The 16,969-nt window shown below is 42.1% G+C and carries 13 protein-coding genes; 8 read left to right on the top strand and 5 right to left on the bottom strand.

Going from position 1 to position 16,969, the window contains the following annotated elements; translation table 11 throughout:
* The first annotated feature begins 82 nt into the window (after nt 1-82).
* Nucleotides 83-565 (top strand): SsrA-binding protein SmpB, encoded by a 483-nt coding sequence (gene smpB, locus ELZ61_RS08525; protein ID WP_103853116.1) that lies wholly within the window; start codon nt 83-85, stop codon nt 563-565.
* Nucleotides 566-657: 92 nt separating this feature from the next.
* Here smpB and ELZ61_RS08530 read toward each other — a convergent pair whose 3' ends face one another.
* The 3 genes from ELZ61_RS08530 to ELZ61_RS08540 all read right to left on the bottom strand — a co-directional run bounded on the left by ELZ61_RS08530 (nt 658) and on the right by ELZ61_RS08540 (nt 3,724).
* Nucleotides 658-1,113, bottom strand: coding sequence for a DUF441 domain-containing protein (locus tag ELZ61_RS08530; protein WP_126373654.1), 456 nt, complete (start codon nt 1,111-1,113; stop codon nt 658-660).
* Nucleotides 1,114-1,232: 119 nt separating this feature from the next.
* Nucleotides 1,233-3,467 (bottom strand): copper-translocating P-type ATPase, encoded by a 2,235-nt coding sequence (locus tag ELZ61_RS08535; protein WP_338418673.1) that lies wholly within the window; start codon nt 3,465-3,467, stop codon nt 1,233-1,235.
* 44 nt (nt 3,468-3,511) lie between these two features.
* Nucleotides 3,512-3,724: a cation transporter gene (locus ELZ61_RS08540; protein WP_103855319.1), complete on the bottom strand. Its 213-nt coding sequence runs from the start codon at nt 3,722-3,724 to the stop codon at nt 3,512-3,514.
* Between the two features lie 627 nt (nt 3,725-4,351).
* On the opposite strand from ELZ61_RS08540, the gene ELZ61_RS08545 reads away from it, so the two are divergent.
* Genes ELZ61_RS08545 through ELZ61_RS08555 form a run of 3 tightly spaced genes read left to right on the top strand, consistent with a single transcriptional unit; the run spans nt 4,352 to nt 8,221 of the window.
* Complete coding sequence (locus tag ELZ61_RS08545; RefSeq protein WP_126372928.1) at nt 4,352-7,201, top strand: YadA-like family protein; 2,850 nt, start codon at nt 4,352-4,354, stop codon at nt 7,199-7,201.
* Nucleotides 7,202-7,244: 43 nt separating this feature from the next.
* Nucleotides 7,245-7,808 carry a hypothetical protein gene (locus ELZ61_RS08550; RefSeq protein WP_126372930.1) on the top strand — a complete coding sequence of 188 codons (564 nt, stop codon included), beginning with the start codon at nt 7,245-7,247 and terminating at the stop codon, nt 7,806-7,808.
* A gap of 14 nt (nt 7,809-7,822) precedes the next feature.
* Nucleotides 7,823-8,221 carry a hypothetical protein gene (locus ELZ61_RS08555; protein WP_126372932.1) on the top strand — a complete coding sequence of 133 codons (399 nt, stop codon included), beginning with the start codon at nt 7,823-7,825 and terminating at the stop codon, nt 8,219-8,221.
* Nucleotides 8,222-8,261: 40 nt separating this feature from the next.
* On the opposite strand, the gene fdhD is transcribed toward ELZ61_RS08555, so the two are convergent.
* On the bottom strand, nt 8,262-9,119 hold the full coding sequence (gene fdhD / locus ELZ61_RS08560) for a formate dehydrogenase accessory sulfurtransferase FdhD (protein ID WP_126372934.1): 858 nt from the start codon (nt 9,117-9,119) through the stop codon (nt 8,262-8,264).
* 272 nt (nt 9,120-9,391) lie between these two features.
* Here fdhD and fdnG point away from each other — a divergent pair, with 272 nt between their 5' ends.
* The 4 genes from fdnG to fdhE all read left to right on the top strand — a co-directional run bounded on the left by fdnG (nt 9,392) and on the right by fdhE (nt 15,048).
* Nucleotides 9,392-12,448, top strand: coding sequence for a formate dehydrogenase-N subunit alpha (gene fdnG, locus ELZ61_RS08570; RefSeq protein ID WP_164550731.1), 3,057 nt, complete (start codon nt 9,392-9,394; stop codon nt 12,446-12,448).
* A gap of 1 nt (nt 12,449) precedes the next feature.
* On the top strand, nt 12,450-13,373 hold the full coding sequence (gene fdxH, locus ELZ61_RS08575; RefSeq protein WP_126372937.1) for a formate dehydrogenase subunit beta: 924 nt from the start codon (nt 12,450-12,452) through the stop codon (nt 13,371-13,373).
* Nucleotides 13,366-14,052 (top strand): formate dehydrogenase subunit gamma, encoded by a 687-nt coding sequence (locus ELZ61_RS08580; protein ID WP_103855323.1) that lies wholly within the window; start codon nt 13,366-13,368, stop codon nt 14,050-14,052. The genes fdxH and ELZ61_RS08580 overlap by 8 nt, the downstream gene beginning before the upstream one ends.
* Nucleotides 14,053-14,139: 87 nt before the next feature.
* Complete coding sequence (gene fdhE, locus ELZ61_RS08585) at nt 14,140-15,048, top strand: formate dehydrogenase accessory protein FdhE (RefSeq protein ID WP_126372939.1); 909 nt, start codon at nt 14,140-14,142, stop codon at nt 15,046-15,048.
* A 366-nt stretch (nt 15,049-15,414) separates the two neighbouring features.
* Here fdhE and xseA read toward each other — a convergent pair whose 3' ends face one another.
* Nucleotides 15,415-16,968, bottom strand: coding sequence for an exodeoxyribonuclease VII large subunit (gene xseA, locus ELZ61_RS08590; protein WP_126372941.1), 1,554 nt, complete (start codon nt 16,966-16,968; stop codon nt 15,415-15,417).
* Nucleotide 16,969 lies beyond the last annotated feature (1 nt).

Here is a 16,969-nt window from a genome sequence, read left to right on the forward strand (position 1 = left end):
GCTTTGCAACGCAAGTGCTTTTGCGATTTTTCCCTAGATTGGGTAGAATGTGCGGTAATTTTATCAGAATAAATTAATTAAAATGACAAAGAAAAAACCAAAACAAACATCAAATACTATTGCCTTAAATAAACGTGCTAGACACGAATATTTTATTGAAGATGAAATTGAAGCGGGACTTTCCTTGCAAGGCTGGGAAGTAAAATCAATGCGCGCAGGCAAAGCGAATATTAGCGACAGTTATATTATTTTTAAAAATGGCGAAGCCTATTTATTTGGTGCGACCATTCAGCCATTAAGCGTAGCATCAACCCATATTGTGTGCGATCCAACGCGTACGCGTAAGTTATTGTTAAAACAGCGAGAATTAGCTTCCCTCTTCGGCAAAGCAAACCGTGATGGCTTTACCATTGTTGCCCTTTCTCTTTATTGGAAAGGCCCTTGGGCAAAAATCAAAATTGGTGTCGCGAAAGGGAAAAAACAACACGATAAACGTGATGACATTAAAGATCGCGAATGGAAAGTTGCCAAAGATCGTATTATGAAAAATGCGATGCGAAATTAATTTCACCTCAATAATAAGTGCGGTGGGAAATTAGCGAATTTTTAAATTAGCCCTTGTAAACACAGGGGCTAATTTTTTATAAAGATTAATATTTACCCCGTTTTGCCCAACAGCAAAGACAAAATCCCCGCCGCAATCAACGGCCCGACAGGAATACCGCCCACAAAGGCGACACCTAAAATTGTGCCAACTAATAATCCTGTGAGCAAAGTCGGCTGCGCGCCCATTAGGTTTACCCCACGTCCACCAAACCACGCCACCAGCACGCCCACGGCAATGGCTAAAAACATTTTCCAGTTCAACAGCTCAGTAAAAGCAGGCAAAGGAATTTTGCCAGAAATAATCGGGCTAAGTACGCCGATAGTGAGAATAATAATGCCGATATTTAAACCATATTTTTCCATAAAAGGAATATATTTAGCTAAAAAGGTTTGTTGCATTAATAGCAAAATCGTCGCCGAAATGGTGATTGAACTGTTGTTACCTAACACGCCAAGCAAAATTAAAATCACCAGTAGTAAGGCGATTGCGTTAAATTGTAATGACATCATTGCCTCAAAAATTCTCAAAAAAAGCACCGCACTTTTACTGTGCGTCAGATGTTGGGATTATACTCTTTTTATTTGTCTAATTCATAAAAAATAAGGCTCGTTATGAGCCTTATCAATTATTTCACTTTAAATTTTAATAAGCGATTGGCATTGCTCACCACGGTGATGGAAGACAACGCCATTGCCAGTCCGCCAATCATTGGGTTAAGCAAAATACCAAACAAGGGATACAACAACCCAGCGGCAATAGGTATGCCTAAAATGTTGTAAATAAATGCGCCAAACAGATTTTGCTTCATATTGCGTAAGATGCCTTTGGAAAGGCAAAGCGCATCAGCCACGGCAGAAATATTGTGGCGCATTAAGGTTAACTCTGCAGTTTCTATGGCAATATCCGAACCGCTGCCCATTGCGATACTCACGTCTGCTTGAGCAAGGGCTGGCGCATCATTAATGCCGTCTCCCACCATCACGACGTTGCGGCCTTCTTGCTGTAATGCTTTGATGATATTCGCTTTTTCAGCAGGCAACACGCCTGCGATCACGCTGTCAATCACGGTGCCTTGCGCCAATGCGCGAGCCGTTTTTTCTTGATCACCGGTGAGCATCACCAAATGATAGCCCTGTTCGTGCAAACGCTGTAAGGCATTCACTGAATCTTCACGCAAAGGATCGCTTAGCACAAATAGCCCAGCTAATTGGCGATTGATCGCGAAAAAGACCACCGTTGCGCCACGTCCTGTTTGTTGCTGAAAGATCGCCATTGCAGGCTGAATATCCACGCCTTGCTGCGTCATTAAGGCTTGGTTACCTAGCAATAATTCAAGCCCTTCCACTTCCCCACTCACCCCTAAACCTTGCAAGGTGGCAAAGGCGTGAAGTGGTTTGAGCTCACCTTGATTTTCTTGATTAAACTGCACTATACCTTTGGCTAATGGGTGGTTTGAACCCTGTTCTAGGCTTGCTGCAAGCTGGCTAACTTGCATTTCTGAATAATCATTAAAGCAATAAAGTGCGGTGATTTTTGGTGAACCTTTTGTCAGCGTCCCTGTTTTGTCAAAAACAATGGTATCGGCGCTAGCGGCTTTTTGTAAAGCATCGGCATCGCGCACTAAAATGCCTAATTCTGCGGCACGCCCAATGCCTGAAATGATCGACATTGGTGTCGCTAGCCCTAAGGCACAAGGGCAGGCAATAATGAGGACGGTAGTAAAAATCACCAAACTATAAGAAAATTGTGGCGCTGGCCCCAGAATATACCAAACCAAGGCGGCGACTAAAGCAATGGTAATCACCACAGGGACAAAAACCGCTGAAATTTTGTCTGCCAGTTGTCCCATTTTTGGCTTGCTACTCTGCGCTTGACGCACTAATTTGATGATATTAGCCAAGGTGGTTTGCTCACCAATTTGTTCTGCGCGGTAAATCACCGTACCATCTGAAATAAGCGTTCCTGCACTGATTTTATCCCCTGCCTGTTTTTGCACGGGTATAGGCTCGCCTGTTAGCATACTTTCATCAAACCAGCCTTGCCCTTCTGTAATTGTGCCGTCCACCGCCACACGTTCGCCTGTTTGCAAGCGTAACTGCATTCCTGCTTGCACTTTCGCAAGGGGAATATCTTGCGTGCCTTGTGGTGTAACCAGATGTACGGTTTTCGGGGTAAGATCAAGCAAGCGCGCCAAGGCCTGTGAAGAATGTTGCTTCGCCTTAGCTTCAAACATTTTGCCTAAATTGATGAAACCAATGATCATCGCTGCTGCTTCAAAATATAAATGACGGGCATTTTCAGGGAAAAACTCAGGCTTAATGCAAACAAACATTGAATAAAGCCAAGCAGTGCCAGTGCCTAGCGCCACAAGGGTATCCATTGTAGCGGTGCGATTGAGCAAATTCTGCCACGCCTTTTGATAAAAATGTTTGCCTGTCACAATCATCACCAACAAGGTCAGCACACCCACCGCGAGCCAATAAACACGATTGTTTTGATTCACGCTCATTGTGCCACCAAGCAAGCCCCAAAGCATTAATGCAGCCCCTAAACCAAGGGCAACAATGCCTTGCCATTTACGCTGTTTTACTTCGTGCGCACTTTTGGTTTGCTGTTTTTCCGCACGCAGCACGTCATCATTGACGACTTCTGCGCCATAGCCTGCTTGCTGTACAGCGGCAACAAGGGATTGCGGTGTGGCATTGCCACTCACTAAGGCTGTTTGTTCCGCTAAATTCACTTGCACTTGGGCAACCTGTGGCACGGCTTGCAAAGCTTTTTGCACTTTCATTACACAAGCGGCACAGCTTAAGCCATCAAGTAAAAGGGTAACCTGATCCTGATGTTGTTCAACTACCACAGGATCAGGTTTTAAGGTTTCTGTGGAAGATTCGGGTAGCGAACTTACTTTGCCGAGTTATCCGCAAGACGTGCTTGATAACCTGCTTCAACAATAGCATTAATCAACACTTGCGGATCAACATCGCCCACTACAACCGCTTTATCTAAACTCACTTCGGCACTTTGCACGCCAGAAATGCCATCTAAGGTTTTCTGTACGGATTTTACGCAATGTTGGCAAGATAAATCGCTTAACGCTAACACAGTAGTTTTCATCTTTTTCTCCTTCTAATAAAAATTTTGCATAGCATAAACCTTAACATAGGGTTAGGGTCAAGGTAAAAGTCAGAGTTTGATAGTTACGAAAATTTGTCACCAAGTTTCTTTTACAGGCAGAAATAACTATTCAATCAGGCAAATTTCGCGTATAATATGCGCCCTAAAATTGCAACTCAAATTCAATAAAACATCAAGAGGTTAATATGAAAGTCAGTCAGTCAGTCAGTCAGTCAGTCAGTCAGTCAGTCAGTCAGTCAGTCAGTCAGTCAGTCAGTCAGTCAGTCAGTCAGTCAGTCAGTCAGTCAGTCAGTCAGTCAGCGTAGTGGTACGTTTAAATTAAGTCAACTTACTTTTCTTATTCTTTGTGGATTAAATGCCGCACTTCCAACTTATTCCTTTGCTGCGAATAGCTTACCGAACGGCATTGTTATTGGGATCAATAATATTGCTATCGGCGAAGCAAGTTTTGCGACAGGAACCAACAGTCAAGCGATCGGAAATAATGCGATTGCAACGGGTGGAAATTTAGACCGTGAGGCGTTTGTTAAAGAGAAAGAGAAATATGCCACACTGCTCACTCAAATAAAACAAGCCACGATTGAGGTGGATGCCGCACAGGAAAAAGTGAACAAGAATGAGCTCGATCAGGGTTTAATAACGCAAAATATTGAAAAATATAATGCCTTGCTAGCCAATGTAGAAAAAAAGTTGCAGCAGAAACAGCAACTCAATCAAGCAAAAGCGGAAAAACAGACCGCACTTTCGGATCGTCAAACAGAATTAAGTCATCAAGAAGATGCTTTTGCTCATAATAGTTTTACCACAGAAGGGCGTTCTGCCTACCTTAATTTCGTTAATATTGTCAACTCGCTTGATTGGCAAAAACTCAAGGAGGTGGGTGGTAAAGAAGCATTAGTGAATACCTTAAGAACAGGGATTGAAACCGATTTCTCTGAGTTAGCCTCCAGTTTCACCACACAAGATTATGAAGATATTGTTAATGGCTATATCAATATTCAAGGAAGTTATGCTTATTCGAAAGCACAAATCCAAGACAAATTAAACAATATCAGTCCTTTTGGTGGTTATGGTTATTATGGTTCAGCTCGCCATCAAGATAGCCTGACGACAAGTATTATAAATAATAATAAAAATTATCAGGATACATTTTCTGCACAACAAATTTTAAGGTATGCCAACAATCAAACTCTCTATGAACAGGAAAATAATATTCCTAATCTAGAACTATTACCCTATCCTACTCCGGGTTCGTTTAAAGATCGTGATGAAGAATTCGCTAAATATGAAGAAATTCGTAAAAAAAATGAGGCTCTCCAAAGGGAATATAACCAAAAATATGGTCATCAGATGTCATTAAATGACACTACGTTCCAATTAATTGAAGAGGCAGCCACAAAAAAACTATCAGAAAGCTCAAGCAGTACATTAAATAAAATATTAACCAATTATACTAAGTTTTCAAGCGGTGTAGGACATGCTTCATATTCTACTAATAGTTACACTAGCCATGCCTTCTCAGGACTTAAATTACCGCCTATCAAAGTACAAATCTCAGATTTAGATCTGGGTTATATTATATTCCATCTCCCTGCAACTTTAACAGGCATTACCAGTGATTTAACTTCTACAATATCAAAAAAACAAATAGATGATTTAAAACGGTACACTACAACTTATTCAAACTTTCTCAACAATATTGACTTTGATTCCAGCGATTGGTTACAAGATAAATCCGCTTTTAAAACCCATTTTGATAGAGCAAAAGCATTTTACGATAAAGTTCAAGATCTTACTAACAACCTAACCGCACTAGAAACTGCCGTTGCAGGTAGTAAGGAGCAGAAAGAGCTGACGGCCAATGTGATTCGTTTGCGTAAAGAAATTAAAGATGACATCACAGCAGGCCGAGAAAATGGCGACTCAGTTTATATTTTGGGTAATAATAAAACACTCACTTGGTCAAGTGAAGTAACCAATGCTGTTAATGCAGCTAAAGCTGAGGTTTTGCCTATTTTGAGCGATATACAAAAATATCTGCGCCCTTACGATCCTAATAATAAAGTGATTCAAGCCGTAAAAACGGAAACGGAAAAAATGGGCGATGCCATTGCCAATAAACGCACTGAAATTGCCGCAATCAATGATGAAATTAAGGCGCTAGAGACCCAGATCGCGTCAATCAAGCTTACGCCAGAAGAAGATGCTGCAAATGATAATCGCACCACTGCTCAAGCCGAGTTAGATAAGAAAAAAGCAGAATATGCGGTACTACAAACGGAGCTCGAGAAACAGCGTAATATCTTATTGGGATTAAACAATACCTTACAATCCTCCCCGCTTACCGCAAAAGGAGAAAACGCTCTTGCTCAAGGTACCGATGCTTTTGCCTCTGGCAAAAACAGCATCGCTTTTGGCACAGAAAGCACAGCAAGTGCAGAAAATGCGGTAGCAATGGGCAATAAATCTGTTGCCAGTGGCAAAAATGCGATTGCGATTGGTAATGAAGCTCAGGCTTTGAAAGAAAGCGCTATCGCAATTGGTAATAAAGCTATTGTAAATGGTGAAAGTGCGGTGGGAATTGGCGATCAAATTGGCGTTTCAGGCAATAAAGCCGTTGGTATTGGCGCCAATAGTACAATCACTGGTGATAATGCGGTGAGTATTGGCGCGGAAAATATTGTTGTGCATAAAAATGCGGTTGCCATTGGGACAAATATTACACAAACCGCAGAAAATTCTGTGAATTTAGGCAATGCATCTGCAGCGACAACACAGCGCACGGAGCAAACCGCAGGCACAACAGATTATAATTCTGCTGAAATTCTTGGTTCTATTTATACATTTGCAGCAGGAGAAAATATTCAAGGTGTCGTGACAGTGGGTGATAAAGGTAAGGAGCGCCGTATCCAAAATGTGGCTGCAGGTTTGATTAGCCCTAAGAGTACCGATGCGGTAAATGGTAGTCAGCTATATCAAATGGCTAAAGCCGTTGATGATGGACGCTTAGGATTAGTGAAGCAAGATCCTAACACGCAGCTTATTAGTGTGGCTGGTCAGCGCGGTGGAAATTTGGTGTCTTTTTATAACAATCAAGGTGAAGTACGTCGCTTAACGGGCATTGCTGAAGGGATCGCTCAAACTGACGCCATTAATAAAGCTCAATTTGATCGAGAAGTTGGGCGATTAGATGGGCGCGTAAATCAGGTTGAACGCGATGTGAAAAAGATTAAAGGTTCAGTCTCCACGGCGGTCGCTATGGCAAATATGCCAACCGCAACACGCCCAGGGCAAAGCTATCTTTCTGCGGGTACAGGTTATAGCAATGGTACAACGGCAATTTCCGTAGGATTAAGTCATCTTTCTGATAATGGAAGAATTACCTATAAATTCAGTGGAGGTGCCTCGCAGCGCGGCAATGTTGCGTTTGGTGCAGGTATCGGCTTTGCTTGGTAATTAAAGTTTGGATAATAGTTCAAAATAATAAAAGGATAACACAATGAAAAAATTATATTTATTTACAACTTGCTTATTTTGGGGCGTTTTTAATACCGCGATGGCCTCTACAGCCTTAATAAAAGATAAATCCCATTACGAAAATGCAACACTTTCTGTGAATTATAAGGGAAACATTGGGGAATTTTCACAGCTCCTTGCTCAAAAATTAGGAATAGGTTACTACAGTTTTCAGGCAAATAGCTCAACCCCTATTATTTTGGAAAATACGCCAAAAGAAACAATTAGCCAACTTTTCGAGCATATAAATCAACAGCTAAAAGGACAATATCTGCGCTTTGATATACTCAATGATAATGTGGTTCTTACGTTAGTTGGAGAAAATACACAACGGTTGGAAAAACCTCAGTTTATCAGTGAGATTACTTATCAAGCGGAGAAACAAGCACCATTTTCAAATATTGAATTTCAAGAGAAAGGGGTGCCCACTTCTGAACCACAATCAACAATTCAAGAAATTGCTGATCCCACAAAAGATAAGCAAGCCACTGAAAAGCAAAGCACTGGGACAGAAGCCGACTCCCCAAAGCCTTCGCTCTCCCAGTAAAGAATGATGCAGCAGTGGCTCAAACGCCGATGCCTACTGTGGAGAGTAAAAGCCAAACGCAACAGGCTAATAATAAACAGGTGGATAAAAAACAACTTGATAAATTGCAATATATTTTAAATATAAGCCAAGATGCAGATCTCTTGGCAAAATATAGCAAACGTAAGCAGCCTGTTTATCAAGTAGAAAATAGAGAGGCGATTAAGCTGGAGACAATTCGTAGCACAAAAATTAGTACATTTTTGATTTTTTTGCCTGATGTGAATACGGCTCAATATGAAATAAAAGGCAAATTCCAAGACATTGTTAAATTAGATAATATTGTGGCAATTTTACATCGACAAAAACAGCCTCCAAGTCATATAAAAATCATTGCGCCAAATGGCACGGCTGTTCTAACTAAAATAAACTGATCTGCTCAAGGATATAAGGCTGGCATTCAAGAAGTTGATGTCAGCTTTTTGATATCAAATTAGTAAGCATAAAATTCTCCAAAAAATCCAACCGCTCTTTTCCTGTGTAAACTGTTGCTCTGCCCTCTCTGGCGAAGCCAATTAAGGTAAGTTGGCTTTGTTTGGCTTGTTGTACGGCAAGGGCGGTCGCAGCGGAGATGGCGGCTAGACATTCAATGCCAACGCTTACGACTTTCTGTACCATTTCATAACTCGCACGGCTGGAAATTAGCACAAAACCTTGTTGCTTCGGTTGTGTGGCGTACCAGCCTAAGAGTTTATCCAGGGCGACGTGACGACCCACATCTTCGCGAATGGCGAGCAAATTGCCGTGCAAATCGAAAAACGCGGCAGCGTGGGTTGAACCTGTTTGTTGTCCAAGCTGTTGGGCTGAATGTAATTTTTTCAGGCAACCGTCAAGAAGAGAAATATCCAAAACATAAGTGCGGTGCAAAATAGGCAAGTTTTTGTGGATTTGATCAAGCTGTTCTGTGCCACAAATGCCGCAGCCCGTTCTTCCTGCTAGAGTTCGGCGGCGTTCTTTGAGCGCGACAAAACAGCGTGTGGCAATTTCTATTTGTACTTCAATTCCGTTGCAGGTTTCTTCTACGTCAATGCCATAAATGTCCGCTGGCTTTTCGATAATGCCTTCGGTTAAAGAAAAGCCAAGGGCAAAATCTTCCAAGTCTTGTGGGGAACACATCATTACGGTGTGGCTAATGCCGTTATACACTAAGGCAACAGGGGTTTCTACCGCTAAGGTTTCTTCTTTTTCTTGCCAAAGTGATGTGTATTGAGAATGTTTATTATTTGTTAATTTTTTGAAAAAATTAACTGTTGATTTTGTGATCCAGCTCAAGAATTTTTCCTTTCTAATCAAGATTACTTATAGATTTTAGGCGTGAAAAGGCGTATCCTAGCCACAGTATTACGTTGTGTTAATTGTAATACAATTTAACAACAAACTATACTGTAACTGAATTATTTCATTTGTGAAAATGTGCTATTTGCCGTTGTATTTTGCTAAATAAAAATTTGAAATATTCAGCTAACCTGAACGAATATCTATATAAAAAACAAATCTACTACTACACAATAACACAACAATTTTGTTGGTTAAGGAGTATCTCTATGCAGGTCACAAGAAGAAAATTCTTTAAGATCTGTGCAGGTGGTATGGCAGGGACGTCTGCGGCGATGTTGGGCTTTGCTCCAGCAACAGCTTTAGCAGCTCCTCGCGAATACAAGTTATTACGCGGTAAAGAAACCCGTAATACCTGCACCTATTGTGCCGTAGGCTGTGGTATGTTGTTATACAGCTTAGGTGATGGCGCAAAAAATAGCGTGGGTAAACTTTATCACATTGAAGGGGACCCCGATCATCCAGTAAGCCGTGGGGCGCTTTGTCCGAAAGGGGCAGGTGCATTGGATTATGTAAATAGCCCACGCCGTGTAAAATACCCTGAAGTGCGTGAAGCAGGTTCAAGCGAGTGGAAACGCATCTCTTGGGAAGAAGCCATTGAGCGTATCGCAAAACATATGAAAGCAGACCGCGATGCCAACTTTGTGTTAAACAATGAAAATGGCACGCCTGTGAATCGTTGGATGACGTCAGGTTTCTTAGCAGGCTCTGCTTGTAGTAATGAAACGGGCATCTTAACGCAAAAATTTGTGCGCTCACTCGGTATGATTTATACCGACAACCAAGCGAGTATCTGACACGGACCAACGGTAGCAAGTCTTGCTCCATCATTTGGTCGCGGTGCGATGACCAACCACTGGGTTGATATTAAAAACTCTGATTTAGTAATCGTAATGGGCGGTAACGCTGCGGAAGCTCACCCTGTTGGGTTCCGTTGGGCGATTGAAGCGAAAAAACAAAATGGTGCGAAGTTAATGGTGGTTGATCCACGCTTTAACCGTACAGCTTCAGTTGCAGATATTTATATGCCATTACGTTCTGGAACAGATATTGCATTTTTATCTGGCGTTATTCGTTATTTATTAGAAAAAGATCAAATTCAACACGAATATGTTAGACATTATACGAATGCGGCATTCCTCGTTGATGAGAACTTCAAGTTTGAAGACGGCTTGTTCTCAGGCTATGATCCTGAAACACGTAAATATGATCGTTCAACTTGGCGTTATCAATTTGATGCGGAAGGCCAGCCTATTCGAGATCTGACCTTACAACACCCTCGTTGCGTGATTAATCTGTTAAAAGATCACGTTTCTCGTTATACCCCTGAAATGGTAGAACGTATCACGGGTACACCACAAAAAAGTTTCTTACAATTCTGTGAAGAAATTGCCAAAACCTCTGCCCCTGACAAAGCGGCAACCTTTATGTACGCATTAGGTTGGACTCAACATACTGTGGGTTCACAAAATATTCGTACAATGGCGATGATCCAGTTATTACTCGGTAATATCGGGGTTTCTGGCGGTGGTGTAAATGCGTTGCGTGGACACTCAAATGTACAAGGGATTACGGATTTAGGTTTATTCCCACATATGTTGCCGGGTTATATTCCATTGCCAACCGAAGCGGATACCAGTTTAGAAAATTTCCTAAACCGTATTACGCCAAAAACAATGATGAAAGATCAGGTGAACTACTGGCAAAATACGCCGAAATTTATGGTAAGTATGCTGAAAACCTTCTTTGGTGAAAAAGCTACTGCTGAAAATGAATTCGGCTACCATTATTTACCAAAATTGCCGAAAGGCGGTATGGATCAAATGCGCTACATTGATGAAATGTATCAAGGTCGTGTAAATGGTTATTTCTGCCAAGGAATGAACCCTGTTGCCTCTTATCCAAATTCAGGCAAGATCATCAAAGCCTTAAGTAATTTGAAATACTTGGTGATTATGGATCCGTTAATTACGGATACCTCGGAATTCTGGAAAAACTACGGTGAATTTAATGATGTGAAAACAGAAGAAATTCAAACCGAAGTATTCCGCTTACCAACCACTTGTTTCGTGGAAGAACACGGCTCAATCGCCAACTCTGGTCGTTGGTTACAATGGCACTGGAAAGCTGTTGAGCCGCCATTTGAAGCGAAAAGCGATGGTGAAATTCTTTCTGAATTAAGAGCTGCATTGATCGAGCTTTATCACAAAGAAGGTGGCGTATCACTGGATACCCTTGAAGCGATGAGCTGGAACTATGACAATCCGCTTGAACCAAAAGCAGAAGAAGTGGCGAAAGAAATGAACGGCTATGCCTTACAAGATCTCCTTGATTCCAACGGCAATGTGATCTTGAAAAAAGGCGAGCTACTTTCAAGTTTCGCACAAATGCGTGCTGATGGTAGCACTTCAGGTGCTTGCTGGATTTATACTGGTCAATGGACACAAAAAGGTAACCAAATGGCGAATCGCGATAACGCCGATCCATCTAACTTAGGTAATACCCTCGGTTGGGGTTTCGCGTGGCCGATGAACCGCCGTATTATCTATAACCGTGCAAGTGCAGACTTATCCGGTAAGCCGTGGAATCCAAAACGCCAGTTGATTAAATGGAATGGCAAAAACTGGAACTATGTGGACGTGGCAGACTTCGGTACAGCACCACCAAATAGTTCTACCCTACCATTTATTATGCAACCTGAAGGGGTAAGTGGTTTATTCGTGCGTGAACGTATGGCTGACGGCCCGTTCCCAGAACATTACGAACCAATTGAAACTCCGATTGGAACTAACCCACTACATCCAAATGTGGTTTCTAGCCCTGTTGCTCGTATCTTGGAAAGTGATAAACCGGATATTGGTAGTTCAGAAGAATTCCCTTATGTAGGTACAACTTACCGATTAACTGAGCATTTCCACTTCTGGACGAAAAACGTATTACTCAATGTGATTGCACAGCCAGAACAATTCGTGGAAATCAGCGAAGCCTTGGCACAAGAAAAAGGCATTAGCAATGGGGATTATGTCAAAGTAACCTCTAAACGCGGATACATCAAAGCAGTAGCCGTGGTAACCAAACGTATCCGCCCACTCACTGCCGATGGCAAAGCCGTGCATACCGTAGGTATTCCAATTCACTGGGGCTTTGGCGGTATTGGTAAACAAGGTTTCTTTGCCAATAACCTCACCATTCGTGCAGGTGATGCAAATACACAAACACCGGAATCAAAATGTATGTTGGTAAATATTGAGAAAGTGGGGGCATAATATGGGAACTATTCAATCGCAAGATATTATTAAAGCCTCTGCAACATCGGGATTAACACCACCACCTCACGCTCGAGATCATCAGCTTGAAGTGGCAAAACTGATTGACGTTACCACTTGTATCGGCTGTAAAGCCTGCCAAGTGGCTTGTTCAGAATGGAATGATCTTCGTGCCGAGCCGGAAAAATGTATCGGCTCATACGATAACCCGATTGATCTCAATGCCAAAGCTTGGACGGTGATGAAATTCAACGAAGTTGAAGAAAATGACCGTCTAGAATGGCTGATCCGTAAAGATGGCTGTATGCACTGTAGTGAACCGGGCTGTTTAAAATCTTGCCCATCACCGGGTGCGATTATTCAGTATGCAAACGGCATCGTTGATTTCCAATCAGATAAATGTATCGGTTGTGGTTACTGTATCGCAGGTTGTCCATTCAATATTCCAAGAATGAACCCTGAAGATAACCGTGTGTACAAATGTACGCTTTGTGTTGATCGCGTTACCGTGGGTCAAGAACCCGCTTGTGTGAAAACCTGTCCAACAGGCGCAATTCATTTCGGTACAAAAGAAGAAATGAAACACTATGCGGAAACTCGCATTGCGGATCTCAAATCCCGTGGTTATGAAAATGCAGGGCTTTATGATCCAGAAGGCGTGGGCGGCACACACGTTATGTATGTGTTACATCACGCTGACAAGCCAGAGCTTTACTCAGGCTTACCGAAAGATCCACAAATTGACGTGACCGTGAAATTATGGAAAGACGTATTGAAACCAGTTGCAGCGGTGGCAATGGGAGGCTTAGTGCTTTCTGAAATTGCGCACTATCTTGCAGTTGGGCCAAATACGGAAGATCTAGAAGAACACGAAGAAGTCGTGCCAGAAGACGAACAAGCACATAAAGGAGGCGAAAATGAGTAAAGTTAAGATCAGCAACGATCAACGAGTTGTTCGCCACAAATTGCCTGCGCGTTTAAGTCACTGGTTACTTGTAATCTGTTTCTTCACCACAGGCTTATCAGGGCTTGCATTCTTCTTCCCTGATTTTGCTTGGCTAACGGAAATCTTAGGTAACCCAAGAATTGCCCGTTTTATCCACCCATTCACCGGGATAATAATGTTTATTGCCTTTATCAATCTTTGCTTGATTTACTGGCCTTACAACATTCCTGAAAAAAATGACTGGGTATGGCTAAAAAATATTAAAGAAGTCTTAAAAGGCAACGAACACGCCGTTTCAGACAACGGAAAATATAATTTAGGGCAAAAAATGCTATTCTGGACCTTAATCCTTGCAATGGTTACCCTACTAACAACAGGAATTATTATGTGGCGACAATATTTCTCCCATAATTTCCCAATTCCTGTTATCCGCATTGCCATTTTGCTGCACTCAGCCAGTGCCTTTATGCTCTTTACTGGTATTATGGTACATATGTATATGGCATTCTGGGTGAAAGGCTCTATTCGTGGAATGGTTGAAGGTTGGGTAACGGTACGCTGGGCGAAAAAACATCACCCACGCTGGTTCCGTGAAGACATTCTGCCAGAACTTGAAAAGGAAGCCGCAGAAAAAGCGAAAGAAAAGCACGCTAAATAATTAGCAATGGTAAAGTGCGGTGGTTTTTTGCAAAATTTTGCAAATTTACACCGCACTTTCTTTATTGACGAACGTTAATGAAAAATTATGAGTATAAAAATCCTACCAAAAGATGAAATTGTACAAGCTGCCAGCTCTTTTCATCACCCGATTCTTTTATTTTCCAACCCGAAAAATCTTTACCAACGCCGCGCCGAACGCCTACGTTCTTTAGCACAAAATCACCCAATGGCGGATTACCTTAACTTCGCCGCCAATATTGTTGATTGCCAGCTTGCGCTACTGAATGAACAGCCCGTTACGCAGAAAATTGAAATCAGCACGGAAACCAGCGTTCCCCTTGACATCACAAAATGGCAGCGCGATCCCCAATGGCGAGATTTGCTGCGCGCCTTACTCAATAAAATGAAAAATAATGGCAATGAAAGCGTACAAGCCACCATTGAGAATTTAGAAAAAGCCTCCGACAGCGAGCTTGAACAACTTGCTGACAAACTGCTTGCGCAACAATTTTCTGAAGTCAGCAGCGACAAAGCCTTATTTATTTGGGCGGCACTTTCCCTTTATTGGATTCAGCTTGCTCAACAATTACCGCAAAATAGTAAAATGGAAAGCGGTGAACACCTTCATCTTTGCCCTGTATGCAGTGCGCCGCCGACAGCCAGCGTAGTCCATTTTGGCTCAGAACAAGGCTTGCGTTATGTGCATTGCTCTCTTTGCGAAAGTGAATGGAATGTGGTGCGTAGCAAATGCACCAACTGCAATCACACAGGGAAATTGGATTATTGGTCAATCGACAGTGAATCTGCGCCAGTGAAAGCAGAAAGCTGCGGCGATTGCCATAGTTATCTGAAAATGATGTATCAAGAAAAAGATCCTTATGTGGAAGCCATTGCCGATGATCTGGCAAGCATCTATCTTGATATAGAAATGGAAGAAAAAGGCCTTGCGCGCAGTGGTTTAAATCCGTTTATGTTTCCAAATGAAGAAGGATAAAAATAAACGATTAGCTTGCAATTAAGCCATAACAAGCAATCCCAATAAACAATATTTCCATTTTATAAAGTGCGGTAGAAAATTTTAAAATTTTTCACCGCACTTTTAATTTTTTAATTGGGAAAAATAAATATATCAGCACAATTTTAAATACAAAAAAAGTGGTTAAGTTGCCTTAACCACAAATATGAATAAAATATTTTCGTTTAGCTTTATCTCAATAAAATCAAGATAAATCTGACTCATTGTAAAAAAAAAAAAAAAAAAACAACTAAAATCGTAAAAAAATTTAAAATTTTTATTTTTTCATTTATTTTACAAAAAAGAACCGATTTTCTTTCCCACCAAGAAAAATTCTCAGAATCCTTATTTTTCAGTGATGATTTGTTTTTCGATTTGCTCAACACGGCTATAAATCACGCCATTCATTAGCTGTGTTTTCACCCGCTCTCCCACTTGCACTTGATGAGAATCAGTAATCGCAATGCCTTGTTCATTTTCAGAAATGGAATAACCACGGGAAAGAATTTTCAGCGGGCTTAATCCGTCCAAGCGTTGGCACAAGGTGGCAAAACGCCCCTGTTTATTTGTCAGCAGTTTTTCTGCACCAAAATCTAACCGCACTTTTAATTGTTGCAAATGTTGCGCCTGTTTTTGTAAGCGATACGGCAGCGGATTATTATTCAGTCGCTCATTAAGTGCGGTGAAATTTTGCTGTTTTTTTACCAAATAATGCTGCATTGCGAGCCTTAAACCATAGCCTAGCTGTTGGATCTGGGCTTTTTGCTGATTAAGCTGTTTTTGCGGGTGGCGATTTTGCAAGTGTTGGCTCAGTTGCTGTAATCCTTGTTGTTTCGCGGAAAGACTGCGTTCCATTGCCAAATGCAAACGCTGGTGTTGCACGGCAATTTGCTGTTGCGATTTTTCCACTGCCCGTTGCATTGCAAATTGCAAACGGTAAGCAAGCTGTTCTAGCTGGGCTTTTTGTTGATTCAGCTGAATTTGCGGATGACGATTTTGCAAACGCCATACAAGCTGATTTAAGACTTGGCTTTTTTCATTAAATAGACGATCTAACGCCATTTCTAAGCGCTGACGTTTATAGTTAAGCTGTTGCAATAATTCTTGCTGATCACGGCTCACTAATTCTGCTGCGGCAGAGGGCGTGGGCGCACGCACATCAGCCACAAAATCGGCAATGGTAACATCGGTTTCGTGTCCCACCGCGCTGATCACAGGGATCACAGAATTAAAAATCGCACGCGCCACGGCTTCTTCATTGAAACACCATAAATCTTCTAGAGAACCGCCACCGCGCCCGACAATTAGCACATCCACTTCTTGACGGCGGTTGGCAAGTTCGATCATTTGCACAATTTCATCGGTAGCCTCTTTGCCTTGCACAGCGGTGGGATAAATCACCACATTCAGGCTCGGATCGCGCCGCTGTAAAATATGCAAAATATCTTGCAACGCCGCCCCTGTTGGTGAAGTGATCACGCCTACTTTGCGGCTAAAGTGCGGTAGATTTTTTTTCAGATTTTGCGCAAACAATCCTTCCGCTGCCAATTTCATTTTTAAAGCTTCAAACTGCTGTTGTAACAAGCCCTCACCTGCAGGATGCATACTGTCGATAATCAGCTGATAATCACCGCGTGGCTCGTATAAGCTCACACTGGCACGCACCAACACTTGCATTCCATTTTGCGGACGAAACGGCACGCGCAGATTTTTCATTCGGAACATTGCGCAACGCACTTGGGCATTTTCATCTTTCAAGGTGAGATACCAATGCCCCGAAACAGGTTGGGTGAAATTGGAAATTTCCCCCGTGAGCCACACTAGCCCAAGCTGGCCTTCCAATAATTGGCGAGCCTGCTGATTGAGCTGTGAAACGGAATAAATCGCACTATTCTCCATT

This window comes from Avibacterium volantium, assembly GCF_900635775.1.
GTDB classification, from domain to species: Bacteria; Pseudomonadota; Gammaproteobacteria; order Enterobacterales; family Pasteurellaceae; genus Avibacterium; species Avibacterium volantium.